Below are 24,785 nucleotides of genomic sequence, written 5' to 3'. Positions count from 1 at the left end.
AATCGAAGACGCTCATCCATGACCGAAGTCTCTCTCCACGGCATCTACACCTCCCGATAAAGTCGGAAAGTGTAACCCATGTCTCCGGTACGATTTGTCACCTATCTCTCAGGTCGCACAGAAAAATTCCCTAAAGTAGTTAAGTGTGGTCAAACTGGTTTGACTGATATAGCCATTTTGAATTTACGACCGTGATGTGTTTGCCAGTGGCAGTGAGCCTTTCTAAGTTTCCCTTGCTAAAGAGCGGATATCTGCGACATTAGACATATCCGTGACGCACATAGCCATCGTTTCGCGGTATAGGAACGAGATTGGCATCCCATGCAGCAAGCAGAAAAGCCTTCGACGCCTTTGGCGAGCCTGACACGTGCGATCGCCGACATCGCACGAGCACGCACGGCCTGCGATGTCGTTGGAAAAATCAGATCGACCGCACGTTCACTGATCGGTTGCGAAGGCATTACGGTCGTCCTTCGAGACGGCGATTTTTGCAACTATGTGGAGGAAGACGCCATCAAGCCGTTGTGGAAAGGCAGGCGTTTTCCCATGGCCTCCTGTGTGAGCGGCTGGGCAATGCTCAATCAGCAGACGGTTATCATCCCTGACATCAGTCAGGACGAACGCGTCCCATATGAATTCTACCGCGATACCTTCGTCCAGGCCATGGCCATGGCGCCAATACGGACGGAAAACCCTCTCGGAGCGATTGGCGCTTATTGGTCTCAGAAATTCGTCCCGAGCGAGTGGGAAATCGAAGTTCTGGAGGCTCTTGCAGAGGCCGCCTCCGTTGCGCTCGAAAATGCGGAAGTCATAGCCTCACTCTCAAGTGCTCTAGTGAAGGCAGAACGGCAGAACGCCGATCTCTATCCGGAAGAAGTTGCCGCCGATATTGCATGCGTCGACGGAATTGAAGCTGTCGCGACGATTTTGAACGTCGTGCTGCAGATGACGGGAATGGGATTTGCAGCAGTTGCAAGGGTTACCGAAAAGCGCTGGATCGCATGCAAGGTTCTTGATCATGTCAGTTTCGGCCTGAAACCCGGCGACGAATTGCCTCTGGAAAGCACACTTTGCAGCCAGGTTCGAGCTTTCGGACAGGCAGTTGCCTTTGACGATGCCCATACCGATCCTGTCTATTGCAATCATCATACGCCACGAATCTACGGGCTTCGCAGTTACATTGCGGTTCCAATCTTTCTTGCCAATGGTGAAATCTTTGGGACGCTTTGCGCGATTGATGCCAACCCCGCTCAGGTCAACAATCCACAGGTCCTTGCCACGTTCAATCTGTTTGCAGAGTTGATCGGCCAGCATCTCGATGCGAGCCCACGTCTCGTGGCAACGCAAACGCTGCTGGCGGATGCGCGTGAATTGGGCGAACTGCGAGAATATTTCATCGCGGTACTTGGTCATGACCTGCGCAACCCGCTGGCGGCTCTTGATGCTGGCCTCAAGCGCATCATGCGCGAGGGGTGGGTCGAAGAGCGTAGCCCGCAAATTCTGGCATTGATGGGAGCGAGCCTCACCCGCATGTCGGGCCTCGTCAACAACATCATGGATCTTGCCCGCACGCGGTTCGGCGATGGCATAGGCTTGGATATTCAATCTGCGGATTTGAGGCAAACTCTGTCGCAGATCGTCGATGAGCTGCATGCTGCGAATCCCAAGGCCAATATCGTCATGGACATCGATCTTGCGCAGCCTGTTGCAGCCGATCATCAGCGCCTTGCGCAGATGCTTTCCAACCTTGTCTCCAACGCCCTGACGCACGGGGCCAAGGACGAACCGATCACTGTCCGGGCCTCGACATCAGCCAGCCATCTTGAAATTGCCGTGATGAATCGCGGAGAGGCCATTTCTCCTGAAAACATCAAAACCCTGTTCTTGCCTTTTCGACGCGGCGGCTCAAAACAGGCGGGGTCGGGCCTCGGACTGGGGCTTCATATCGCGCAGCAGATTGCTCAAGCCCATCGGGGCACGATCGATGTCACGTCGACCATGACGCAGACCTGCTTTGCGTTCCGCATGCCACTCGCTCCTGCGATGCCCCCAGAGATACCGGCTTTCTAAGTGCCGGGAATAGGCCTAAAAACCTGCAATAAGTCATTTATTCACTACATCCACGTCAGCGCGTCATGCTCCGCGCAACGGAAACCTTCTATTCACGACTCAGGTTCAACATAGTTTGACTTGTCTTGGGGGAGGCGGACATTATGAAAAACATCGATGCAATGGCAATACCGAGGGGCGAGATGGTAAGCGAGGAGGCCATGGTAGATCGACTACAGCGGTCTGCCTTCGAATATTTCTTGACCTATACGAACAAGGAAAACGGCCTTGTGCCGGATACTTCGTTCAAGAACGTACCGTGCAGCATTGCTGCGGTGGGATTTGCTCTCTCGTCTTATCCAGTTGCGGTGGAGCGCGGGTGGATGACACGGGAAGCGGCGGCGGAAATCGTGCGTACGACGCTGAACTTCTTTGCCAATTCGCACCAGGGCAAGGAACGGCACGCGAGCGGATATCGCGGCTTTTACTATCACTTCCTGCATATGGATACCGGTCATCGGGCCTGGAACAGCGAGCTTTCAACGATCGATACCGCATTGTTGATAGCAGGCGTTTTGACGGCGGCCGAATATTTCACCGATGAAGGTGAAGAAGATATCCGCGAGACAGCGCGATTCCTCTACGAGAGGGTCGATTGGCAATGGGCACTGAACAAGGGGCAGCTGATTGCCATGGGCTGGAAGCCCGCGAGCGGCTTCCTGCGCTGGCGTTACGAAGGCTATGACGAAGCGATCTTGCTCTATGTGCTGGCGCTTGGCTCGCCGACACATCCCATTCCATCGTCAAGCTACAGGGCGTTTACGACCAGCTACCGATGGCGAGAATTTGGCGGCAAGCCTTACCTCGATGCCGGTCCGCTTTTCATCCATCTTTTCTCGCATGCATGGATCGATTTTCGCGATCTGCAGGATCAGCAGATGGCGGCGCATGATTGGGATTATTTCCGCAACACGCAACAAGCCATCGCCGTGCAACGCGATTACGCAGAGCGCAATCCAAAGGGCTTCGTTGGCTATAACAGCAATGTCTGGGGCCTATCGGCTTGTGATGGTCCTTCGCCTCTGCACCGGGTGCGGGGAAATCGGAAAATCCGCTTCTTCGGTTATTCGGCTCGTGGGGCTCCAAACGGTCCCGACGACGGTACGCTGGCACCATGGTGCGCTTTAGCAAGCCTGCCCTTCGACCGCGACGCTGCGCTGAAGGGCACCCAGACGATCATCGAGACCTATCCAAACCTTTTGATGAACGGTCAATTTCCGGGTGGCTTCAATCCGACGATAAAGACAACACTGCCAGAAGGCTGGATTGACGATCGAACGGTAGCGATCGACCAGGGGCTGCTTGTCGTCTCAGTCGAAAATGCACGCAATGATTTCCTGTGGAAGCTGATGCGCGGATCGGAGGCAATCAAAACCGGTTTGCAGCGGGCCGGATTCAGCGGCGGCTGGCTCGGCAAAGCGGCGGATGAGGACATCAAACAGATCGCCTGAGAAGCACCAGGCGATTGGGCAGCCTCGACCATTTCCAGCCAGGGCGAATCGTTATGGCGCTAGATCATCAGGCGCGATTGGACGTCGCAAACCTTGAGCGTCGATCGCCATAAAAGAGCTTGAGGGCGTTATCGGCCTTCAAAGACATGCGCCTTGCCGGCAATATCGAGCTGGACCTGATCGCCGGGAGATGGAAGCGCGACGCTTGAGGTTTTGATCAAGATCGGCGGAAGCGCAACGCCTTGTAATGCCACAGCGACTGTACAGACCGAACCGCCGAATTCAACGTCGACGACATGGCCGGCATAGCCTGGTGTGCTACGGTCCGTGCGAACCCTGATCTGCTCCGGCCGCAGCATGATCTCCACCTTCCCCTGACGCGTGGTATCGACAGCCACGCGGCCAAGGGCGCAATCGGCTATGCCATTGCGGACAATAGCCGGCAAAAGAACGGCATCACCAAGGAAAAGCGCGGTTTCGCGGTCGCAGGGCTTCAGGTAGAGGACTTGAGGAGAACCGGCCTGAATGAGGCGCCCTTCCCGCAGCACGGCGACCTGATCGGCAAAGGAGAGAGCCTCTGTTTGATCATGGGTCACTAAAATGGCGGTTATCCCGGCAGCCTGCAGAACGCGGGAGACCGCTTTACGCATATTTTCGCGAAGACCGGTATCAAGAGCCGAAAATGGCTCGTCAAGCAGCATCAATCTCGGTTTTCTACCGAGCGCGCGCGCCAAGGCGACACGTTGTTGCTGACCGCCCGAAAGCTCATGCGGTCGGCGCGACAGCATGCTCGGGTCCAGCTCGACCATTTCGAGAAGCTCAAGCACACGACGGTCGCGATCGGGCGCACCCCGCTCGAAACCAAAAGCGATGTTCTGCGCAATGCTCAAATGCGGGAAAAGCGCACCATCCTGAGAAACGATGCCGATCCCGCGTTTATGGGCCGGAACGACGGAAGCGCCCCGCGCCAGATAATCGCCCGACAGCATGATACTGCCTTCATCCGGCCGCTCAAAGCCGGCGATAATGCGCAACAGCGTCGTTTTGCCCGAACCCGAGGGACCGACGACCGCAGTACGACTGCCAGCCGGCACGTCGAGCGAGATCGAGCGCAGCGCTTTGACAGGGCCGTAATTCTTGCTGACATTCTCAATCTTGAGAAGCAAGCCCTGATGGGATGATGCAGTCATTGGCCGGCTGTCCGTTTTGAATGCGCATGAAGAAGAAGGGTCAGCGGCAAGGATAGGACCACCATTAAAGTGGCATAGGGTGCCGCCGACACATAATCGATTTCGCTCGTCAGCGACCAGAAGCGCGTGGCGAGCGTTTCAACACCATTGGGAGAAAGCATGAGCGTCGCCGTCAATTCGTTGGTAATCCCGAGCGCCGTCAGGGCAATACTGGCGGCGGCACCAGGCGCGGCCAGTCGCATGGTGACTTGTCGCACCGCCTGAGCCGGCGTGCGCCCCAGCGCCATCGCGGCACGTTCCAGTTCGACTGGGGCCTGGGCAATACTGGCTCTCAAACCCACCATGGCACGCGGCAAAAACAGCATGACATAGGCGATCAGCAACGTTGCAAAGGTCTGATAGAGCGGTAGGAAGAGGCGAACAGTGACCGTAACAAGCGCAAGGGCAACAACGACGCCCGGCAAGGAGCCGACATAGTAATGGCAAGCTTCGAGGATTCGCTGGAACCGTCCCGGCGCCCGCACAGAAAGCCAGGCCATGGGTGCCGCGGCAATGGTCGCCAATATCCCACCCGCCAAAGCCAGGATGATCGTCTGCAAAAACGAACTGCCGAGCATATCGGCCTGCCAGATAGCCGCACCACCTAGATAGAGCCAGCGCGCCAGCGTGACGAAGGGAACACCTAGTGTCAGGGCCGCCAGCAGGATCGGAAGCAGGAGGGCAGGCAAAGTAAAAAATCCAAGGCGGCGCCGATCGGCAGGCCGGGCCGCCCCCGAGCCGACCCGGGCATAGCGCTCATTGCCCCGCAGCAAGATTTCAAGGCCGAGCAACAGAAGGCAGCAGGCAACGAGAACGCCGCCCAGCATATTGGCGGCCGGGCTGTTATATGCCGATTGAAACTGATCGACGATTGCCGTGGCAAACGTATCGAACCGGATCATCACATAGAGGCCGTATTCGGACAGAAGGTGCAACCCGATCAGAAGCGAGCCGCCACAAATCGCAAGCCGAAGCTGTGGTAGAACGGCGCGAAAGAAAACCGCCCATGGTCCCAAACCAAGAGAAGCGGCGGCATCTTCTATAGCCGGATCGAGCCGGCGCAGCGCGGCCGCAACAGGCAAATAAAGAAACGGATAGTAGGCAAGAACGGAGACGAAAACGCCGCTCGTCAACCCGTGCATGCCCGGAACGAGGCTGACCCAGGCGTAGCTGTGCACGAAAGCCGGAACGGCGAGCGGCGCAACAGCGAGCCAAGCCCAGAGGCGCGCAAAGGGGATATCGGTTCTTTCCGTGAGCCAGGCAAGCGAAACGGCAATGAGGATCGAGAGCGGTATGCTCAGCGCTTCGAGAAGGAATGTGTTGACCAGAAGATCGCCGACGCGAGGACGAAAAACCAGCTCTTTGACCGTTTCCCAGCCTACATCATAGGTGATCCAGCCGATAAAGCCGAGTGGCGCAAGGCTGAGCAGTGCGACAAGACTGGCAAGCACCAACACCGATGCATAAGGCAGACGCAGTCGGGAAAGAGAAAAGACGGAGAGAGCCGACAAACCTGTCATCCAGCGTACAGGAGCCGCACTTTTTCCGAGATCTCGATTACTCTGCAGCAAGGCCAAGCCTTTACGTCCAAAAAAGGAAGGCAACCGCCGATGAAAGCGATTGCCCCGTTTGGTCATGCCGTAAAGTTTTCTTGAGAAAAAAGCAATAGTTTACTGCTTGAGCCTCAATCAGGCCGCCCAAGGCCGATTTGCTTGATTCGACTTTTCAAATGCGTCAATGGAATTGGCCTTTTCAAGCGTCAGGCCAATATCGTCCAGGCCGTTCAGCAAGCAGTGGCGCTTGAACGCATCAAGCTCAAAACGGATCGAGCCGCCATCCGGGCCGGTGATTTCCAGATTTTCCAGATCGACGGTCAACACAGCGTTTGAACCGCGCGAGGCATCATCCATCAGCTTGTCGAGCTCTTCCTGGCTGACCTTGATTGGCAGGATACCGTTCTTGAAACAGTTATTATAGAAAATATCGGCGAAGCTGGTGGAGATCACACAGCGAATTCCGAAATCGAGCAAAGCCCATGGCGCATGCTCGCGCGAGGAACCGCAGCCAAAATTATCTCCGGCAACCAGGATCTTGGCATTTTGATAGGCAGGCTTATTCAAAACGAAATCTGGATTTGGAGAACCATCCTCCAGATAGCGAGCTTCAGCAAAAAGCCCTTTTCCCAAGCCGGTGCGCTTGATCGTCTTCAGGTAATCCTTCGGAATGATCATATCGGTGTCGACATTGACGACCGGCAGAGGCGCTGCAACGCCCGTCAGCTTGGTAAACTTCTCCATGGTAATCTCCGGATTCCAAAATAAGCTTCTTATAGAAGAGCATTTAGTCCAGTTTCTGCTGGAAATGAAGGAGAATCTGCCTGGCTTCAGACAGAGCGAGCATGATTCGTGGCAGGCCGGAATTAAGCCTGCCCTCTGATGAACAGCTCAGAGCACCTTAAAGATCGATAATGGTGCCGCGACCGTCGTTCCAGACGCGCATATTGCCTTGCTGGCGATGACCATTCTTTCTCACCGTCGCGCGGATCGGCGCTGGCTTAGCCTTGAGCGACAGCGCCCGCATGGCCATGAGGACTGTCAAAGCAGCACCGACCGTCAGCGTTACGGAAAATGTAACGAGCGCAAGAGCTGCAAAAACAGCGATGCCAACGAGCGCGAGAAAGATGGAACGTATGTTCTGCATGGTAGTGAGACCCTTTCTTCGGAAGTGAATGTGGTCCTTCAAAGCCATGGGTGCAAGATGAGGATGGCTTTTTGTTGTCTTGCCAGTCATCACAAAGCTTGGCACAAATTCGTGATGAGCAGCATAGATCCTTTTCGTCCCTCTCGCCTGCGCCGTTCCGTCTTGTGCGTCCCTGCCATCAACAAGCGAGCTTTGCAAAAATTCACCACGCTGGACTGCGATGCGATCATCTTTGATCTCGAAGATTCTGTTGCTCCCTCCAAAAAGGAAGAGGCACGCGAAAATTTAAAGACCTTCTTTGCAGAACAGCCGCTGCCCGACAAAGAGCGGATCATTCGCATCAATGCCTTAGACACCCCTTTTGCCCGAGCCGACATCGATCTCGTGACGCAACTTTGTCCCGATGCCGTGCTTCTGCCAAAGGTAAGCGAGCCGCAAAGCGTTCTTGCTCTGATTGACAACCTGTCGGACCGCGATGCACCAGACGACCTGCGCATTTGGGCCATGATCGAGACGGCCCGAGGGATCTTGAACGCAGCCGCTATTGCCGAAACGGGCCGCACCCGCCAATCAAGGCTCGATTGCTTTGTGATCGGCCTCAACGATTTGCGCAAGGAAACCGGCGTAATGCCGCTGCCCGGCCGTGACTATCTGAGCAGCTGGATGATGCAGACCCTGCTGGCGGCGCGTGCTTACGGTCTCGACATCATCGACAGCGTTTTCAATGATTTCAAGGACGAGGCCGGCTTTGAAGCGGAATGCCGGCAAGGCAAGGCGATGGGCTTTAACGGCAAAATGCTGATTCATCCCCTTCAGATCGAAGCGGCAAACCAAACTTTTGGATTGGACGAACAAGGTATCCGTGAGGCCGAAGACATTATCGCAGCCTTTGCAAGGCCGGAAGCAGAAGACCTCAACGTCATTGAGATCGACGGAAAAATGGTGGAGCGCCTGCATCTTGTTCAAGCGCAGGCTCTCGTTCATAAAGCACAGCTGATCAAAGCGCGTCGTCAAGCGCAAGGAAAAATGCCATGAAGCTCTATCGCCTCCTGACCGGTCCCGATGATGCAAGCTTTTGCCATCGCATCACTGCAGCCCTCAATAAAGGCTGGTCTTTGTCAGGCTCGCCATCCGTGACCTTCAATGCCAATACCGGCCAGATCATTGCAGCACAGGCCATCGTCAAGGACGTGGAAGGCAAGGACTATCATCCGGACATGAAGCTGTCGGAGCAATAGCAAACACACAGCCGATCGGCTCAAATACAGCGAATTAGAGCCATGAAAATCGCCAAACTTTATGTCTGGCGATCGCTCATTTCTTCGGCGCTTGCTTCAATGCGCTCCATATCCGCATCGCTCAGTCCGAAATGATGGCCTATTTCATGGATAAGGACATGGGTGATGATATCGCCCAGAGTTTCCTCATGCTCTGCCCAATAATCGAGGATGGGTCGCCGATAAAGGCGAATACGATTGGGCATTTCTCCTGTTTCGACGGTAAATCGTTCGGAAAGTCCACGGCCTTCAAACAACCCCAGAAGATCGAACGGCGTCTCAAGCCCCATATCCTCGAAAACATCGTCGTCTGGAAAATCTTCGATCTCGATCGTCAGATTGGTGGTGAGCGCCCTAAATTCTTCCGGTAGGTGGCTATAGGCCTCCATTGCCAAAGATTCGAAGGTTTTCAGCGTCGGCGAATAGCGATCGCGCCAATCTTCGCTTTGGTCCATCACAGCCATTTCACATCCTTTCGTTCAGGCGCATATAAGCCGTTTGAGAAGATTTTTCGAGAGTGGAATCAAAGCCTGTCTCAAAATCGCAAATGAGTCCTGTTGACTCTTCGGCCCTCCTCTGGAATCCATAAGAACATAACAAGAACACAAGCTTCTGGAGTGATCGTCATGGCAGATGCGGCCTTGGCGCGCGCGCAGCTTTTTGCGCTTCGCGAAACCATTGCAAGGCTGGAGGGAAAACCCGCGCCGGCAATCGAAGCGGCACGGCGACAGGCTTTGGCCGAGGCCGTTTCGCATGATCAAGACCGCAGCAAACGCGAACGGCTTGCCTTGGGGTTGACCGATCTTGATGAAGCCTTGGATGGCGGGCTGCCTCTTGATGCAGTGACGGAAATCAGGACCGATCGATTTCGAGATGCCGGTGCAGGCATTGGCTTCGTGCTGGCAATCATTGCATTGGCGGACGCGCAATTAGAACACAGCCGAACCTCCTGCCCTATCTTATGGATCACGGACAGGATTTCCTCCTTGGAAGCAGGTTTTCCTTATGTCGTCGGGCTGCAGCAGACCTATGGTTTGCATCCTGCTCGGTTCTTCCATGCTAGGGCTCGCCATATCGAAGAGGCTCTCTGGATTTCCGAGGCAGCCTTGGAAGGCGGCGTCTTTCAAAGCACGGTTCTGGAGGTTGCCGGCAATCCGAAAAATTTCGGTCTCACCGAAAGCCGCCGCCTCAGCCTGCGGGCAAAGCAGGCGGGCAAACCAATTTTTCTTTTGAGGCAAGCCGGAGAGGAAGAGGCCGGCAGCACGCAGTTCCGCTTCTCGCTTTCACCAATGCCTTCGAGCCTGCGCCCCTTGCCAAACGGCGCCTTTCTTCAAGGCAGCATCGGCCATCCGCTCTTTCGTGTCATCCTGGAAAAGAGCCGCAATCCCGCTCCTCTTTCTTTTATTCTGGAATGGAGTTCCCATGATCGCCGGTTCCTCGCTCACCGCCCCTCAAGCATGTCAGCTTTTCCGGAAGAACGCGCAACGTATCCTGGCTCTCGCCTTTCCGCATCTGGCGACAGACAGGATATGCCGCGCACAATGGGGTCTGTCGTGGCGCTTGACCGGACGGCCTGATGCTGCGCCGATCGTCTGCTTTGGACCGCAGGATAATGCGCTGAGACTGACGGCGCTGGATGAAAAGGCAGAGTTGATCGGCCTTCGCAAAGGCCAAGGCGTGACAGAAGCACGAGCCATATGCCCCCATATTGCGTTGCATGAGGAGGATGCGGCAGCCAATCGGCGGCTGCTGGAAGCCATTGCCGATTGGTGCGATCGTTATACGCCGCTTGTTTCCATCGATGGGAAGGATGGCCTGTTCCTTGATATCACTGGCTGCAGCCATCTTTTCGGCGGCGAAAAAGCGATGCTGGACAATATTCTCACGCGCCTTTTCCAGATGGGTTTCGATGTGCGTGGAGCGATTTCCTCTTCCGCCGCATTATCTTTTGCCACGGCACGCTTTGGCCATGGGGGTATTATCGAAGATAACGCTATCGAAGAAACGGCAGCGCCTCTTTCCGTTGCGGCTCTTCGTTTGGAAGAACCCACCCTGGCGGCGTTGCGTAAGCTTGGCCTCAAGCATATCGGCGATCTCCTTCATCTTCCCCGCGCCTCACTGGCACGCCGCTTCGGCCTCGAAGTTCTTTTGCGTCTCGACAGAGTGCTCGGCCTTGATGAAGAGCCCTTGTCCCCACGTCTTCCTGTCGCACCCTTGTCTGCGGAGCGGCGTCTTGCCGAGCCGGTCGGAACAGTTGAGGTTATCCTGGATATAACACGGCAGATTGCCGCGGCCTTGAAACCATCGCTGGAAGCTAAAGGGCTTGGAGGCCGTGTGTTCGAACTCGTGCTCTTCAGAGTAGATGGCCGAGTTTTTAGAATTTCAGCCGGCGCGTCGCGTCCATTGCGAGAAGAAGATCGCATAACCTCGCTTTTCTCCGAGAGGCTGAACGCGATTCAGGACGACATGGATGCCGGGTATGGTTTTGAGACCCTAAGGCTGAATGTCAAACATCATGACCTCTTTCAAAATGTTCAAGATGATTTTGAAGGTGACCGCCAGGGACAGGCGTCGTTGGCCGCCTTTATCGATAAGGTCACGGCCCGCTTAGGACGGGACTGTCTGAAAACCTATGACCTTCGGGAGAGCCATGTTCCCGAATCCGCCGTTGTGGCGGTGGCTGCCATGGACGCCCTTGCCGCAGCCGATCTATCCAAAAAGCCATTGGTTTTTCCTCATATCGATCGGCCGGTTCGTTTGCTCGATCACCCTGAAAGGGTCGATGCCTTTGCAGCCGAAGTTCCAGACGGCGCGCCCAGCATGTTCCGCTGGCGAAGGATCAGCCACAAGATCCTCAAGAGTGAGGGACCGGAACGCATTACCTCGGAATGGTGGCTCGATGAGCGAGCCAACGCCGAACGCGATTATTTCCGCGTTGAAGATCAGGAGGGCCACAGGCTCTGGATTTACCGCGAAGGCTTGTATGAAAATACAGAGCCGACATGGTATGTCCATGGCTTCTTCGTATGATGCCTGCCTATTACGAGATTGGCGCCAGAACGAATTTTTCCTTTCTTGAAGGCGCATCCAAAGCCGAGGAAATGATCATTCAGGCGGCAGCCCTGAAGCTCTCCGGGATCGGGATTGCCGATCGCAACTCCGTAGCGGGCGTTGTAAGAGCCCATGCGCAAGCGAAGGTCATTCTCAAGAAGTATGAGCGCAAGGAGGCAGGTCTCCTCACGAAAGAGGAGTTGGAGCAGCCGGTTTTTGATCCGATTGCCTTCCAACCCGGGGCTCGTCTTGTATTTTGCGACCAGACGCCAGACATCCTGGCCTTTCCGGAAAATCGGAAGGGGTGGGGCAATCTGTGCCGATTGCTCAGCGCCGGCAATCTGCGTGCGGAGAAAGGCGATTGCCTGCTCTACGAGAATGACCTTTTGGAATGGGGGCATGAGATGATGCTCGCGGTCATCGCTCCCACCTCGATCATCGGTCACAAGGAAGAAGAAGACAGGTTTGTAGATTGCCTTTCAAACTGGAGCAGACTGTTTCGCAACAAGCTGTATCTGGCACTCACGCCTGCATATGATGGTCGGGACCGCTATCTGTTTGCCTTTTTTGCGACGCTCGCCGCACGCGCGCATGTACCTCTGCTTGCTACGAACCAGGCGCTTTATCATCATACCGATCGCAGACCGCTTGCCGACGTCGTTACATCCATCCGCGAGCACGTCCCGATTGCACAGGCGGGCTTCCTTTTAGCCTCAAATGGCGAGCGCCACTTGAAAGACGGCCGAGAGATGATCCGATTGTTTCGAGACTATCCTCAGGCCATCGATAATACCGGCCGCTTTTTCGAACGGCTGAAATTTTCGCTCGACGAACTCTCGCATAACTATCCGCCAGAGAGTGATCCGGGCGAAACGCCGCAAGAAACACTCGAAAAACTGACCTGGGCCGGCGCCAGAAAGCGCTTCGCAGGCAAAGTCCCCGATGAGATCAGAGAAAAGCTAGTCTACGAGCTCAATCTCATCGCAGAGAAGAATTACGCCTCCTATTTTCTGACCGTCTACAGGATCGTGCAACATGCACGTTATAAGGAGAAGATCCTCTGCCAGGGACGAGGCTCTGCCGCCAATTCCACAGTCTGCTATTGTCTTGAAGTGACAGAGGTTGCTCCTGATAAACATAGCCTACTGTTTGACCGCTTCATCTCCCGAGACCGTGACGAACCGCCTGACATCGATGTCGACTTCGAGCACGAGAGGCGCGAGGACGTAATCAAGTACATCTACAAGCGATATTCCAAAGAGCATGCCGGCTTGACGGCAGCCGTTACGAGCTACCGTACGCGCTCCGCGGGGCGGGAAGTCGCCAAGGCATTCGGTCTCTCCGAGGATGTGCAATCTGCTATCGGCAGCCTTGTCTGGGGGTGGTCGGACGACAAGCTTTCAGAGCGCGAAGCCGGTGCCGCCGGTCTCGATATGACCGATCGAACCACGAGAAACGTCTTGAACTATGCATCGGAGCTGCTCGAATTTCCTCGTCACTTGACGCAACATGTCGGCGGTTTCGTCATTACCCGCGACCGACTGGATGAGATCGTACCGATCATGCATACAGCTATGCCGGATCGTTACATGATCGAATGGGATAAGGATGACCTCGACAATCTGAAGATCCTCAAGGTCGATGTTCTTGCCTTGGGCATGCTGACCTGTCTCAGGCGAGCGCTTAGCCTATTGGAAAGCCACTACGGAGTTCGGAAATCTCTTTCCAATTTTGGAAATACGACCCATTCGGATCAAGGTCCTGTCTACGACATGATCTGCCGCGCAGATACGGTCGGTACGTTCCAGATCGAAAGCCGGGCGCAAATGAGTATGCTGCCGCGACTTCAGCCCCGTGAATTTTATGATCTTGTGATTGAAGTGGCGATCGTCAGGCCTGGCCCCATCCAGGGTGACATGGTCCATCCTTATTTGAAGCGACGGGAAGACCGAAGAAAAAACATCCCTATCAAATATCCGAGCCCCATTCTGGAAGGGGTTTTAAAAAGAACGCTTGGCGTTCCGCTATTTCAAGAGCAGGCGATGGAAATCGCCATCAAGGCAGCAGGTTTCCAGCCGGCCGAAGCCGATCAGTTGCGGCGCGCCATGGCAACGTTCAAAAGAACCGGAACCATCAAGGATTTCAAAACGAAGTTCATCAATGGAATGGTCAAGAACCACTATCCGAGCGACTTTGCCGAACAGTGTTTTCGACAGATACAGGGGTTTGGTGAATATGGCTTTCCCGAAAGCCATGCCGCATCCTTCGCGTTGCTCGTCTATGCCTCATCCTGGATCAAAGCCTACTATCCAGATGTGTTCTGTGCCGCCCTTTTGAATTCTCAGCCTATGGGATTTTACGCGCCATCACAGCTGGTGCGTGACGCACGCGAGCATGGCGTGCAAATCCTGCCGGTCGATATCAATGCGTCCGATTGGAATTGCCTTCTGGAGGAAGCCTCATTCCATCCTGATAACATCCATCCCCGCCATGCCAGCATGCGCGGGGTCATTCGCACGACAAAAGGGGTTCGCCTTGGTTTGCGCCAGGTAAAGGGCCTGTCCGAACCTGACATGAACCGCCTCGTCGAAAATCGCGGCCAGGGCTATCGTTCGATCCGCGATCTATGGATGCGCGCTCGCCTCGATAAAGGCCAGATCGAACGCCTCGCGGATGCTGATGCCTTCGGGTCTATCGGTCTGTCGCGCCGTCAGGCCCTTTGGGCAGTAAGAGGGCTCGACGAGAAGAAGCCAGACGATCGGCTTCCGCTCTTTGAAGGGATCGGCGCGGATGAATTGCGCCCCGAACCGAAGTCCAAGCTGCCGATCATGGCTCCTGGCGAGGAAGTGGTCGAAGACTACCGCTATCTTTCTCTCTCGCTCAAAGCCCATCCGACGACGTTCCTGAGAGAAGAGTTCTGGAAAATGGGCGTGACACGCAATGTCGATCTCGAGAAAATAAAGACAGGTCGCCGGGTCACGATAGCGGGTCTCGTTCTGGTTCGACAAAGACCGGGGTCTGCAAAGGGCGTGGTCTTTATCACATTGGAAGACGAGACAGGTGTGGCCAATGCGATCGTGTGGCGAAAGATCTTTGATCAGTATCGTGCCGTCGTGATGGGGGCACGTCTCGTCAAAATCCATGGCAAGCTACAAAATGCAAATGGCGTCATTCATACCGTGGTCGAACACATTGAGGACATGACGCCCATGCTCGGCCTGCTTCAACGAGAAGCACGCCGCTTCGCAGCTTCACCACGCGCCGATGAAGCCTTGCAGCCCACATTCGATCAACGCCAGAAAAAGAAAAGTCGCCTTATGATCAATCACGAGGATGATCGAGAAGATCTGACCGACACGGTGCGCATCATGCCAAAAGGACGAAATTTCCATTGAAGGGCGGGGTCAAGTCAGGCTTTTCACCACACAGCAGATATAGGAGGGTTGTTTATTGGCACTTTGATCCCGCTCCAAAGATGCAGACAACTGATCCCGTTGCGGCCTTCGAAATGCGTTTCGTGATGCCTTCGCGTTGGGCGATAGACTTCACAAACCCGTCAATAAATGACGCGTCGATTTTTCTTGACACTCATCATCCTCTTTTGGCAGAAAATAGGAGCTGAAATGTCATGTTTGGAATAGTGCCGTGCTTGTCTGCAGTTGCAACTACATTACTGACAAGGAAATCAAGGACGTCATCAACGAGTTCCTTGATGAGGACTGTTGGCAGTTGATCGTACCGGCCAAGGTCTATCACGCTATGTCCAAACGCGGTCGCTGCTGTGGCTGCTTTCCAAACGTTGTCGATATTATCATTCAGACCACTGAAGAATATCACGCTCGTCGTCACTCGACGGAAGACGAGATATGCGATTTTATGAAGCGTCTGAAGAAATTTCATGAAGATAACAGGAGAGCGGAACTTGAAAGGCGACATAAAAGTCATCGAGCGGCTTAACGAGGCACTGTTCCTCGAACTCGGCGCGGTCAATCAATATTGGGTTCATTATCGTCTTCTTGAGGATTGGGGCTATATCAAGCTTGCCAAGAAGGAGCGCGCGGAATCCATCGAAGAGATGAACCATGCCGACAAGCTTGTCGCTCGTATCATCTTTCTTGAAGGCCATCCAAATCTCCAGACGCTGGCACCCTTGCGCATTGGGCAAAACGTCAAGGAAGTTCTGGAGGCTGATCTGGCCGGAGAATATGACGCACGTGCTTCCTACAAGGAATCGCGCGATATCTGTCATGCTGCAGGCGACTACGTTTCAATGAAACTATTTGAAGAATTGTTGATGGACGAGGAAGGCCATATCGACTTCCTCGAAACCCAACTGGAGCTGCTTGGCAAAATCGGCGAGCAGAAATACGGTCAGCTCAACGCCGACTCAGCCAACGAAGCCGAATAACCGGCCTTGCCGGAAAAGCCCTGCAGCCAACATCTGCGGGGCTTCTTATGGAATGAATGTCAATCAAAAGAATTCGGTCTTGCCAACGCTTCGTCACTTTCACGGAAGCATTGTTGCCCTCACGCGGCAAGGTTCTTGAACTCGGCAACGACGCGCTCATAGACATCACGCTTGAAAGCAACGACGAGTTGAGGAAGCTTTGCCATCGGCTTCCAGTCCCAGGCATCGAATTCGGCATCATGGCCGCCCGGCGGCGGGTTGATCGCGATCTCGCTCTCGTCACCGTCGAACCGAAAGGCAAACCATCGCTGCGTCTGCCCGCGAAATTTTCCCTTGAGGCCAATGCCGATTAGCTGCGGCGGCAAGTCATAATTGATCCAGTCACGCGTTTCACCAAGCAGCGTCACGCTTTTTATGCCGGTTTCCTCGTAAAGCTCGCGATAAGCGGCTTCAAGCGGATCCTCGTTGTCATCAATGCCGCCTTGCGGCATCTGCCAAAGCTGCGGCGTTCCATCCGCTTCCGAGTTATTGACGCTCAAGCGCCGTCCAACCCAGACAAGGCCCTTGTTATTCAGCACCATAACACCGACACACGGCCGGTAAGGAAGGTCTTCGGCACTGATCGCTTTTCCGCTCATCGCTTCCTCTTCAAGGCTTAGCGGGATCTTTGGCCAATGCCGCAACCCCAACAATTTCTATTCCGCGCAGGCTTGCCGCTTCACACCAACTGGCGATCGCATCCACGCTTTCGTCAAAAGCAGAAGCAACGCCGATGGCCGTTCCTTTAGCGCGCGCGACGCGCTCCAGCTCGTCAAGCTTGGCGGTAATAGCACCCGCATCGAGCTTTGTATCCAGTTGTACGTCGCCAAAAGCATAAGGCAGGGATGTCGCCTTTGCTACGTCCGCCGTCTTGGAACTTGCCGAGGATCCATCGTCGAGAAAAAGCAGGCCGCGCTTTGCAATATCGTTCATCACAGGCGCCATGACGTCCGGCATCGAAAGAAACCGCCCGCCTTGGTAATTCATGATGCCAGTGTAATTCGTGATCGCGCCCATAGCACGATGCAGCGCCTCAAGATTGGCTGATGTCGGCTTTTTCGTCAGAAGCGTTCCCGGCCCGGGATCGTTTGCCGGATAGTCAAAGGGCTCAAGGGGTACTTGCAACAATATCTCATGACCCGACTGGCGTGCCTGCTGCATCCAGCGTTGCAGACTATTGCCGCTGGCAGCGAAGGCAAGCGTTACCTCTTCAGGTAGAAGCTTGATCGCTCTTTGCGTGCCGGTCTGGCTGAGCCCAAGACCACTGACGACGATGGCAATGCGCGTGCCTCCATTGTCCGACGGCGGGCGAGCATATTGGTCCATGGAGCGACGTCCATCCGGCCCGACAACGGGCAGTCTTCCGGCTGGCGTATCTTCGAGAAGCGTCTCATTTGGGATGGCCGCAACCTGAGGATCCTGCCCGATCTGCATCGCATCGATCAAGACCGGGCCGTTGTCGTCCCGCGTTCGGGGGCGATACATAGTCACAACAGAGCCATCACCATTGACCGTGGTCGTCACGTTGGCACCAGAGGCGCGGTCTGCGCGCGCGATCTGGGCGGCGTCCGCAGGCTGAGTGTCGGCACTATCAGGGACAGCAGCCTTCTCGGGTGCCTTCGGCATGCCTGTCACCACTCCCGGGACATTTGAAAGCCCATTGTCGCGCGTGGTGGTGTAGATGGAAAAAGCGCCAACGGAAACGAGGCATAGACAGGCAAGCAGTCTGCCCGCCTTCAGAAAATCTGGCCGACGACGCGGAGAGGGTCTGCCGCGCAGAGGAGTGTGGAGATCATTCGGCAAGTCGGCCTGCTCCGGAAATCATATACCCAATTACTCTTTTCAACGGGATCGAGAGATATCGCGCTCAGTTCTCGATCTCATGTCAGTGGGTCGACACTCGAGCGAAGGTTCAAGTGCCGCATATCGACAGATAAAACGGTCAGCTAGCACCAAGCTTGACAAAAGCTCGTGAAACGAAAAAGGGGCCGAAAATTATCCGACCCCTTTGAGAAATCACATTCCTTCCGACGATTTACTTCGTCACCACGGCCTTCTCAGGATTTGGTGGAAAGGACGGATCCGTCTTCTTTCCGCGCAGAAGATCGAGAGCGTAATTCAGCTGAACGTCGTCCTTCGGATCCGGCGGAACATAGGCAGCAGAACCCGAGCCCTCATCCGTTTCGCTCTGGCCCTTGATGTGACCGCGCAGGCTCGATTCGCCCTCGGTCACCAGCTTGCCCTTGAGCTCATCCGGCAACGGCTCGTCGACCTTGATATCCGGCGTAATGCCGGTTCCCTGGATCGAGCGACCTGATGGCGTGTAGTAGAGCGCCGTGGTTAGACGAAGCGCGCCGTTTTCGCCGAGCGGAATGATCGTCTGGACGGAGCCCTTGCCGAACGAACGCGTTCCAAGAACGGTGGCGCGGCGTAGATCCTGCAGTGCGCCGGCAACGATTTCCGATGCCGATGCAGAGCCACCATTGACGAGGACGATGATCGGCTTGTGATCCGTCAGGTCGCCAGGGGTTGCATTGAACCGGCGCGTCTCGTCGGGATTGCGCCCACGCGTCGAGACGATTTCGCCACGATCGAGGACTGCGTCGGCAACATCGATCGCCTGATCCAAGAGGCCGCCCGGATTGAGGCGTAGATCGAGGACATAACCCTTCAGTTTATCTGCAGGGACTGTTTCCTTGATCTTCTTGATTGCCTTTTCGAGATCCGGGTACGTCTTCTCGGTGAAGGAAATGATGCGCAGGTAGCCAACATCATCATCGACCCGCGACTTGACCGCCTGTACCGCAACAATGTCGCGAACGATCGTAACTTCGATCGGCTTGTCAGCGCCCTTACGGATCAGGGTCAGCTTGATTGGCGTGTTGACCGGGCCGCGCATCTTTTCGACGGCGTCTTCCAGCTTCACACCACGCACCGACTGACCGTCGATTTCCGAAATATAATCGCCCGCCAGAACGCCAGCCTTGGCCGCAGGAGTATCATCGATCGGCGTGATCACCTTCACCATGTCGTTATCCATGGTGACTTCAATTCCTAGACCGCCAAACTCACCCTTGGTCTGGGAGCGCATGTCCTCGGCATCTTTGGCATTCATATAGCTGGAATGCGGATCCAGAGAGGACAGCATGCCATTGATGGCCGATTCAACCAGCTTGTTCTCATCCGGCGGNCTTCAATTCCTAGACCGCCAAACTCACCCTTGGTCTGGGAGCGCATGTCCTCGGCATCTTTGGCATTCATATAGCTGGAATGCGGATCCAGAGAGGACAGCATGCCATTGATGGCCGATTCAACCAGCTTGTTCTCATCCGGCGGCGTAACATACTGCGCGCGGACGCGCTCGAAGACGTCACCAAAAATAGAAAGCTCTTTGTAGGTGGACGCTCCCGCCGCTTCCGCTGGCACGACGGCCGAGTAGATCGCGGCAGTGGCCGTCGCTCCCATCAATGCGCCGGCCACAACAAGCGAAGCCTTACGAATCATTACGTGCCCTTCCAATGTCTTTTAAGGTCCACCACGGTCGGGAATCGACCGGTTTTCCGTCTTTTCTGAATTCAATGTAAAGTGTTGGCCGATCGGTTTCCAGCGCCAATGCCGTTGCGCTTGCTACTCTTTTCGCACCCATGGTCGCGATCGGCTCACCCGCGAAGACGAACTTGCCTTGGCGCGCAGTAATAGACTCCATTCCTGACATGACGACGTGGTAGCCGTCTCCTGCGTCCAGAATGACCATCTGTCCATAACTTCTAAAAGCTCCGGCATACACCACAAGCCCGTCAGCAGGTGCGGTCACGACGGTCTCGGCATTTGTTCCGATCGTCATGCCCATCGCCTCGTGTCCGGTCCCGTCGGCATCGCCGAACTGTCGCAGAATATCGCCTGCCACAGGCAGCTCCAGCTTTGCCTTGAGTTGACCAAACGGATATGCTGGCGCAATGCGGTTTTTATCAGGCACGCCGCTCTCGGCAAGTTCGCGCGCTTTGTCGCGCTGCTCCTGCGTTAAAAACCGGCGACTTTCCTCCTCCTGACGCGCCGCAGCGGCGGCCTGGCGGACGGAAGCAATTTGCGTCTCCATGGAGCCGACCAATTCCTGCAGGCTCGAGGCTTTGGCAGCCAACTCTTCGGAATGCTGGCGTTCAGCTTCCAGCTCAGCCGTATTGGTATCACCAAGCTTTTGGTTTTCGCTCAGAAGAAGATCCATGCGCCGTTCTTCTTCGAGGCTGTTCGTCACTGTCGCGGTCAGCTTGGTCTTCTCGTCGTTGCTCGCCGTCTTCAACGCGCTGAGGCTGGCGAGATCGTCGGCGAGCTTTTCCGTTGCCTTGCGCATCCCCGGGACCACCGCACCAAGCAGGATCGCGCTGCGAACCGAAGCCAATGCATCATCGGGTGTCACTAGAAGCGCGGGCGGCGGATTGCGCCCCATGCGCTCCAGGCCCGCCAACACCTCGGCCAGCAAACCACGCCTTTCGTGCAGCGAGCGACGGATCGCATCCTCCTTTACGCCAAGTTCGGCCAGCTTTTTCTCGCTGTCATTGATCTGCTTTTCTAATTCCTTGCGCCGCGCCGCAGACTCGATCAGAGCCTGACGAATACTGGCCGTGCTCTTGTCGAGGTCGCTGATGCTCTTTTGCAGCTCGGCCATCTTCGTCGAAGAGACCGTGATCGTCTTCGACAGGGTATCGAGCTCAGCCCGCGTCTCGTCCCTCTTCTTGGCAAGCTCTGCCGCCGGATCGGGCGGCGGCACCGGATTTGCCGCAGGTGCCGCATCATTGACCGGAGCCGTCGCAGGTGACGAAACACTACCCGCCGGCGCCTCCTGCGCATGAACAATGCCCGTCAGGTAAAACATAACGACGGCCGCGCCGATGCCCGCGTTGACTGCCGGCATGTTCAGGCGCTTTCGCTTCAAGGCAGTTCTCGTCATCAGGTCGGGCAAATTTCGTCAATGATCGGGCGGAACCTAAGCTGATTTGCCTGATATTTCCAGAAAGTTTGCAGAAGAACGGCGCACAAAGCAACACACGCTCGCGTGAGGGTTACACCTTGAATCATGCGCGATGATACGGGTGGCCGGAGAGGATGGTGGTAGCGCGATAAAGCTGTTCTCCCAGCAAGATACGCACGATCTGATGAGGCCACGTCATTTTGCCGAAACAGAGGCTGGCATCGGCTTCATCATGGAGAGACAGGTCAAGACCGTCGGCACCGCCGATCGCAATCATCAGGTCCCGTTTGCCTTGGTCGCGATAGGTCTCGATCGTGCGAGCGAAGGCCTCGCTGTCCATCGCCTTTCCGCGTTCGTCCAAAAGAACAAGAACCGCTCCATCCGGCAACGCCTTGCGCAGCATGACGGCCTCTTCCCGTTTACGTGTCTCAGCATTGCCGGCGCGGCTTTCGGCCACTTCAATGACGCGCACGAACTCAAGGCCGAGTGGTGCGGCCGATTTTGAAAGCCTGTCGAAATAGCGGCCCGCAAGATCTTTCTCAGGACCGGATTTCAGCCGCCCTACAGCAAAAACAGTAATACGCATGGGTTAACGTCAATCCTTGCCGACCATATGTGCGCAGCCTATTGCACGCCTTACAGCATCGGCCCGAAAATCAGAATGGATTTTCGGAAACCCTGATGTGTATCTCTGGACATCGCGTCGATTGTGCATCCGCTTGGATGCATGGAGCTAGTGCAGTGTTTGACCGTCGACGTCGGGAGCAGCCCACATCTTTTCGATGTTGTAGAACTCCCTGATCTCTGGACGAAAAACGTGCACGATGACGTCGCCAGTATCGATCAGTATCCAGTCCGCGCTCTCCTGCCCTTCAACACGGGCAGAGCCAAGACCTTCTTCCTTCAAATCGGTCAGAAGTCGGTCGGCTATAGCAAGGACGTGCCTGTTCGATCTTCCGGAGACGATGACCATATAGTCTCCGAGAGCAGATTTGCCGGCTATGTCGATGGTTACGATATCTTCAGCTTTCGAGTCCTCGAGGCTGGCGAGGACAGTGGCAAGAGCGCGGGCGGCGGCATCGGCGCCACGTTCCGGGCTCGTTGGGACAACGCTCGGCGTTCTTCCCTTGGCGTGTACTGTTGTCAGTGCTTTCCCTTTCTCGGAATGACAAAACATGCACATCGTTGATCTGGCTTGCCAAATCAATAGTAAGATAGGCACCGAATCATTAAGGTTTCAAGACCGGGAAAAAGATAAAGCTGGTTCGTGCGCCAGGAAACGAACGTCTCCAACGTTCAAAATGCTCTGTAGTTCGCGGCTTGGAATAAGTGCTCCCATGGATGATCAAAGCCATTCTTCTCTTAAACCGGTTTTACGGATCGATTTTCCTTTCGAAACGCGCCTCGGTCACGGCAAAATCGAACTTCTGGAGCACATCCGGCAGACCGGTTCGATCGCGGCGGCTGGCCGCGCCATGGACATGTCTTACAGACGCGCCTGGCTTCTTGTGGCGGAGATGAACCGGATGTTTCTGATGTCAGTGGTCGAACGTCAGCGAGGCGGCGATCGCGGCGGTCGTGCAAGTCTGACACCGTTCGGCGAAGAATTGATCCTGCGCTTTCGCGCGATGGAAGACAGGATGCGTGCAGCCCTGGCGGACGACCTCGCTTGGCTGGCGTCAAGCACCTCAAAGCATGAAGCTGCGACGCCAAAAGATCGCAATCAAGGCCAAGACTGATCTGCGCCGCCGTTGCGTTACCGTTCGATAGCGACCGTCTTGATAATCGCAAACACGATTTTGTCGGGTGCGAGAGAAAGTCGCTCGGCGGAATAGGCGGTGATTCGGGCAGTCACTACATCTCCTCCACAATCGACCTTAACATTGGCGGCAGCATCATCGATCTTGGATATTTCGACGATCCGACCCTCCAGGATGTTGAGCGCGCTGAGCCCTTCGGGACGAAGGGTCGCCAACATGACATCGCGCGCAGGAATGTGAAGACGTACCTTTCGATCACTCGAAAGTCCGTTTGCTGGAACAACAAGCGTCGCCGTTCTTAGACGAACGGAAGCAAGACCATTTGCCGGGTCCATGGAAACGACCCGACCTTCCAGCACGACACCCGATTGGCGCCCGCCTTCGAAAGATGAGGCTCGGCTAAGAACTTCCTCCGGGCTGCCAACCGCCTCTACGGTGCCATGATCCATCAAAATAACCCGATCGGCCAGTCGCGCGACTTCGCTGATTGAGTGACTGACATAGATCATCGGAAGGCGCGTCTCGTCGCGCAACCGTTCGAGGTAAGGCAGGATTTCAGCGCGGCGTGTCTCATCGAGCGCCGACAAAGGCTCGTCCATGAGCAGCATGCGCGGGGAGGACAGCAAAGCACGGCCGATCGCAACCCGCTGTTTCTCGCCGCCCGACAGTTTAGCCGGCATACGATCCAAAAGCGGCTCGATGCCGAGAATGGCAATGACCTGATCCGGATCGGCTACGCGCTCGCCCTTCGGCGAAAGCCATCGCCCATAGGTCAAGTTGCGGCGCACCGAAAGATGCGGAAACAAACGCGGCTCTTGAAAGACATAGCCGAAGCGGCGGCGATGGGCGGGAACGAACCGACCGGCCTGCGTATCTTCGAGAACATCTCCCTCCAACTCGATGCGAGCGTTCTTCGCACGAATAAGGCCGGCGATCGTCTTGACCAGTGATGTCTTACCTGAGCCGGAACGCCCGAAAAGTGCTGTAACCCCGCCTTCAGACGTGAAACTGGCTTTCAGGCTAAACGTGCCCAAGCGGTGATCGACGTCAACGAAGAGCGTCATTGCGCCTCGATCCTGCGGCTAGCAAATCCTGCAATGGCCTCGGAGGCCAGAAGAGCGCCGATGGAAATGATGATGGCGACGAGGGTCAAGCGCATTGCCGCCGCATCGCCTCCAGGAACCTGGGTCAAAGTATAAATTGCGGACGCCAAGGTCTGTGTTTCGCCCGGAATGTTGGAGACGAAGGTAATGGTGGCGCCAAATTCCCCCATTGCCTTTGCGAAAGACAAGATCATTCCGGCAATGACGCCTGGCAGGATCAGCGGAAGCGTTACCGTGAAAAAAACAACCGCTCGATTGGCCCCGAGGGTACAGGCCGCTTCTTCCAGTTTTCGGTCCACGCTTTCGAGCGACAGACGCATGCTGCGGACCATCAACGGAAATCCCATGATGCCGCAAGCGAGAGCTGCGCCGGTCCAGCGGAACGCAAAGACGATACCGAGGTGGTCGTGTAAGAAGCTGCCGATAAGGCCGCGCCGGCCAAGAAGGATCAGCAGGATAAAGCCGGTGACGACGGGAGGAAGAACGAGCGGCAAGTGAACCAGCCCGTTCAGAAGCGATTTTCCCCAGAACTGGCCCCGCGCGAGGACAAGCGCAACGACAAGGCCAAAGGGAAGGCTCACCAGCGTGGCCGTGACAGCAATGCGCAGACTGAGCACAATGGCCGTCCACTCTTCGCTACTGATGGAGAAATCCATTGGCCACAACTCCAACGCAAGGTGAAAGGCGCGCGA

The 24,785-nt window shown here is 55.6% G+C and carries 21 protein-coding genes and 3 pseudogenes; 10 read left to right on the top strand and 14 right to left on the bottom strand.

Annotated features, from left to right (window positions below):
* Positions 1-321: 321 nt before the first annotated feature.
* Positions 322-2,070 (top strand): sensor histidine kinase, encoded by a 1,749-nt coding sequence (locus tag VQ830_RS09855; RefSeq protein WP_337267916.1) that lies wholly within the window; start codon positions 322-324, stop codon positions 2,068-2,070.
* A gap of 143 nt (positions 2,071-2,213) precedes the next feature.
* Positions 2,214-3,560, top strand: a complete 1,347-nt coding sequence (locus VQ830_RS09850) for a glucoamylase family protein (protein WP_337267915.1) — start codon at positions 2,214-2,216, stop codon at positions 3,558-3,560.
* Between the two features lie 128 nt (positions 3,561-3,688).
* Here the strand turns inward: VQ830_RS09850 and VQ830_RS09845 are convergent, their stop codons facing one another.
* From VQ830_RS09845 to VQ830_RS09830, 4 genes are all read right to left on the bottom strand, one after another.
* The gene (locus VQ830_RS09845) at positions 3,689-4,750 is read right to left on the bottom strand and encodes an ABC transporter ATP-binding protein (RefSeq protein WP_337267914.1); all 1,062 of its coding nucleotides are present in this window, start codon (positions 4,748-4,750) and stop codon (positions 3,689-3,691) included.
* Complete coding sequence (locus VQ830_RS09840) at positions 4,747-6,309, bottom strand: ABC transporter permease (RefSeq protein ID WP_337267931.1); 1,563 nt, start codon at positions 6,307-6,309, stop codon at positions 4,747-4,749. Before VQ830_RS09840 ends, VQ830_RS09845 begins: the two co-directional genes overlap by 4 nt.
* Positions 6,310-6,477: 168 nt before the next feature.
* Positions 6,478-7,086: a 3-isopropylmalate dehydratase small subunit gene (gene leuD / locus VQ830_RS09835; protein WP_337267913.1), complete on the bottom strand. Its 609-nt coding sequence runs from the start codon at positions 7,084-7,086 to the stop codon at positions 6,478-6,480.
* 157 nt (positions 7,087-7,243) lie between these two features.
* Entirely contained in the window at positions 7,244-7,489 is a 246-nt protein-coding gene (locus tag VQ830_RS09830) for a hypothetical protein (RefSeq protein ID WP_337267912.1), read from the bottom strand.
* A gap of 114 nt (positions 7,490-7,603) precedes the next feature.
* Between VQ830_RS09830 and VQ830_RS09825 the strand changes: the two genes are divergently transcribed.
* Positions 7,604-8,524: an HpcH/HpaI aldolase/citrate lyase family protein gene (locus VQ830_RS09825; RefSeq protein ID WP_337267911.1), complete on the top strand. Its 921-nt coding sequence runs from the start codon at positions 7,604-7,606 to the stop codon at positions 8,522-8,524.
* On the top strand, positions 8,521-8,727 hold the full coding sequence (locus VQ830_RS09820) for a DUF1737 domain-containing protein (protein ID WP_337267910.1): 207 nt from the start codon (positions 8,521-8,523) through the stop codon (positions 8,725-8,727). The genes VQ830_RS09825 and VQ830_RS09820 overlap by 4 nt, the downstream gene beginning before the upstream one ends.
* 59 nt (positions 8,728-8,786) lie before the next feature.
* On the opposite strand, the gene VQ830_RS09815 is transcribed toward VQ830_RS09820, so the two are convergent.
* Entirely contained in the window at positions 8,787-9,230 is a 444-nt protein-coding gene (locus tag VQ830_RS09815) for a metallopeptidase family protein (protein WP_337267909.1), read from the bottom strand.
* A 162-nt stretch (positions 9,231-9,392) separates the two neighbouring features.
* Between VQ830_RS09815 and VQ830_RS09810 the strand changes: the two genes are divergently transcribed.
* From VQ830_RS09810 to bfr, 5 genes and pseudogenes are all read left to right on the top strand, one after another.
* On the top strand, positions 9,393-10,343 hold the full coding sequence (locus VQ830_RS09810; RefSeq protein ID WP_337267908.1) for an ImuA family protein: 951 nt from the start codon (positions 9,393-9,395) through the stop codon (positions 10,341-10,343).
* On the top strand, positions 10,327-11,796 hold the full coding sequence (locus VQ830_RS09805) for a Y-family DNA polymerase (RefSeq protein ID WP_337267907.1): 1,470 nt from the start codon (positions 10,327-10,329) through the stop codon (positions 11,794-11,796). Before VQ830_RS09810 ends, VQ830_RS09805 begins: the two co-directional genes overlap by 17 nt.
* Positions 11,796-15,212, top strand: coding sequence for an error-prone DNA polymerase (locus VQ830_RS09800; RefSeq protein WP_337267930.1), 3,417 nt, complete (start codon positions 11,796-11,798; stop codon positions 15,210-15,212). Before VQ830_RS09805 ends, VQ830_RS09800 begins: the two co-directional genes overlap by 1 nt.
* A gap of 168 nt (positions 15,213-15,380) precedes the next feature.
* Positions 15,381-15,774: pseudogene (locus VQ830_RS28805) on the top strand ((2Fe-2S)-binding protein).
* Positions 15,740-16,225: a bacterioferritin gene (gene bfr / locus VQ830_RS09790; RefSeq protein ID WP_337267905.1), complete on the top strand. Its 486-nt coding sequence runs from the start codon at positions 15,740-15,742 to the stop codon at positions 16,223-16,225. Before VQ830_RS28805 ends, bfr begins: the two are co-directional and overlap by 35 nt.
* A 119-nt stretch (positions 16,226-16,344) precedes the next feature.
* Here the strand turns inward: bfr and VQ830_RS09785 are convergent, their stop codons facing one another.
* The 7 genes and pseudogenes from VQ830_RS09785 to rsfS all read right to left on the bottom strand — a co-directional run bounded on the left by VQ830_RS09785 (position 16,345) and on the right by rsfS (position 22,407).
* Complete coding sequence (locus tag VQ830_RS09785) at positions 16,345-16,863, bottom strand: RNA pyrophosphohydrolase (protein WP_337267904.1); 519 nt, start codon at positions 16,861-16,863, stop codon at positions 16,345-16,347.
* Positions 16,864-16,873: 10 nt separating this feature from the next.
* Positions 16,874-18,067, bottom strand: a complete 1,194-nt coding sequence (locus VQ830_RS09780) for a divergent polysaccharide deacetylase family protein (protein WP_337267903.1) — start codon at positions 18,065-18,067, stop codon at positions 16,874-16,876.
* Positions 18,068-18,299: 232 nt separating this feature from the next.
* Positions 18,300-19,445: pseudogene (locus VQ830_RS09775) on the bottom strand (S41 family peptidase); the annotation flags it as partial.
* A gap of 11 nt (positions 19,446-19,456) precedes the next feature.
* Positions 19,457-19,768, bottom strand: a pseudogene (locus VQ830_RS09770) (S41 family peptidase); the annotation flags it as partial.
* Positions 19,758-21,209: a murein hydrolase activator EnvC family protein gene (locus tag VQ830_RS09765; protein WP_438617594.1), complete on the bottom strand. Its 1,452-nt coding sequence runs from the start codon at positions 21,207-21,209 to the stop codon at positions 19,758-19,760. The gene VQ830_RS09765 and the pseudogene VQ830_RS09770, both read right to left, overlap by 11 nt.
* 124 nt (positions 21,210-21,333) lie before the next feature.
* Positions 21,334-21,816 carry a 23S rRNA (pseudouridine(1915)-N(3))-methyltransferase RlmH gene (gene rlmH / locus VQ830_RS09760; protein ID WP_337267902.1) on the bottom strand — a complete coding sequence of 161 codons (483 nt, stop codon included), beginning with the start codon at positions 21,814-21,816 and terminating at the stop codon, positions 21,334-21,336.
* Between the two features lie 147 nt (positions 21,817-21,963).
* Complete coding sequence (rsfS, locus tag VQ830_RS09755; RefSeq protein WP_337267901.1) at positions 21,964-22,407, bottom strand: ribosome silencing factor; 444 nt, start codon at positions 22,405-22,407, stop codon at positions 21,964-21,966.
* Positions 22,408-22,567: 160 nt separating this feature from the next.
* Between rsfS and VQ830_RS09750 the strand changes: the two genes are divergently transcribed.
* Positions 22,568-22,969 (top strand): winged helix-turn-helix domain-containing protein, encoded by a 402-nt coding sequence (locus VQ830_RS09750; protein ID WP_337267900.1) that lies wholly within the window; start codon positions 22,568-22,570, stop codon positions 22,967-22,969.
* A 17-nt stretch (positions 22,970-22,986) separates the two neighbouring features.
* Here VQ830_RS09750 and modC read toward each other — a convergent pair whose 3' ends face one another.
* Together modC and modB are read right to left on the bottom strand one after the other, a co-directional pair.
* Positions 22,987-24,054, bottom strand: a complete 1,068-nt coding sequence (gene modC / locus VQ830_RS09745) for a molybdenum ABC transporter ATP-binding protein (RefSeq protein ID WP_337267899.1) — start codon at positions 24,052-24,054, stop codon at positions 22,987-22,989.
* Positions 24,051-24,749, bottom strand: a complete 699-nt coding sequence (gene modB / locus VQ830_RS09740) for a molybdate ABC transporter permease subunit (protein WP_337267898.1) — start codon at positions 24,747-24,749, stop codon at positions 24,051-24,053. Before modB ends, modC begins: the two co-directional genes overlap by 4 nt.
* Positions 24,750-24,785 lie beyond the last annotated feature (36 nt).

Origin of the sequence: Oryzifoliimicrobium ureilyticum (assembly GCF_037199735.1) — a bacterium.
Classification (GTDB): Bacteria; Pseudomonadota; Alphaproteobacteria; order Rhizobiales; family Rhizobiaceae; genus Rhizobium; species Rhizobium ureilyticus.
Note: the sequence above shows the minus strand (reverse complement) of the source record. Positions and strands in the feature narration are given on the sequence as shown.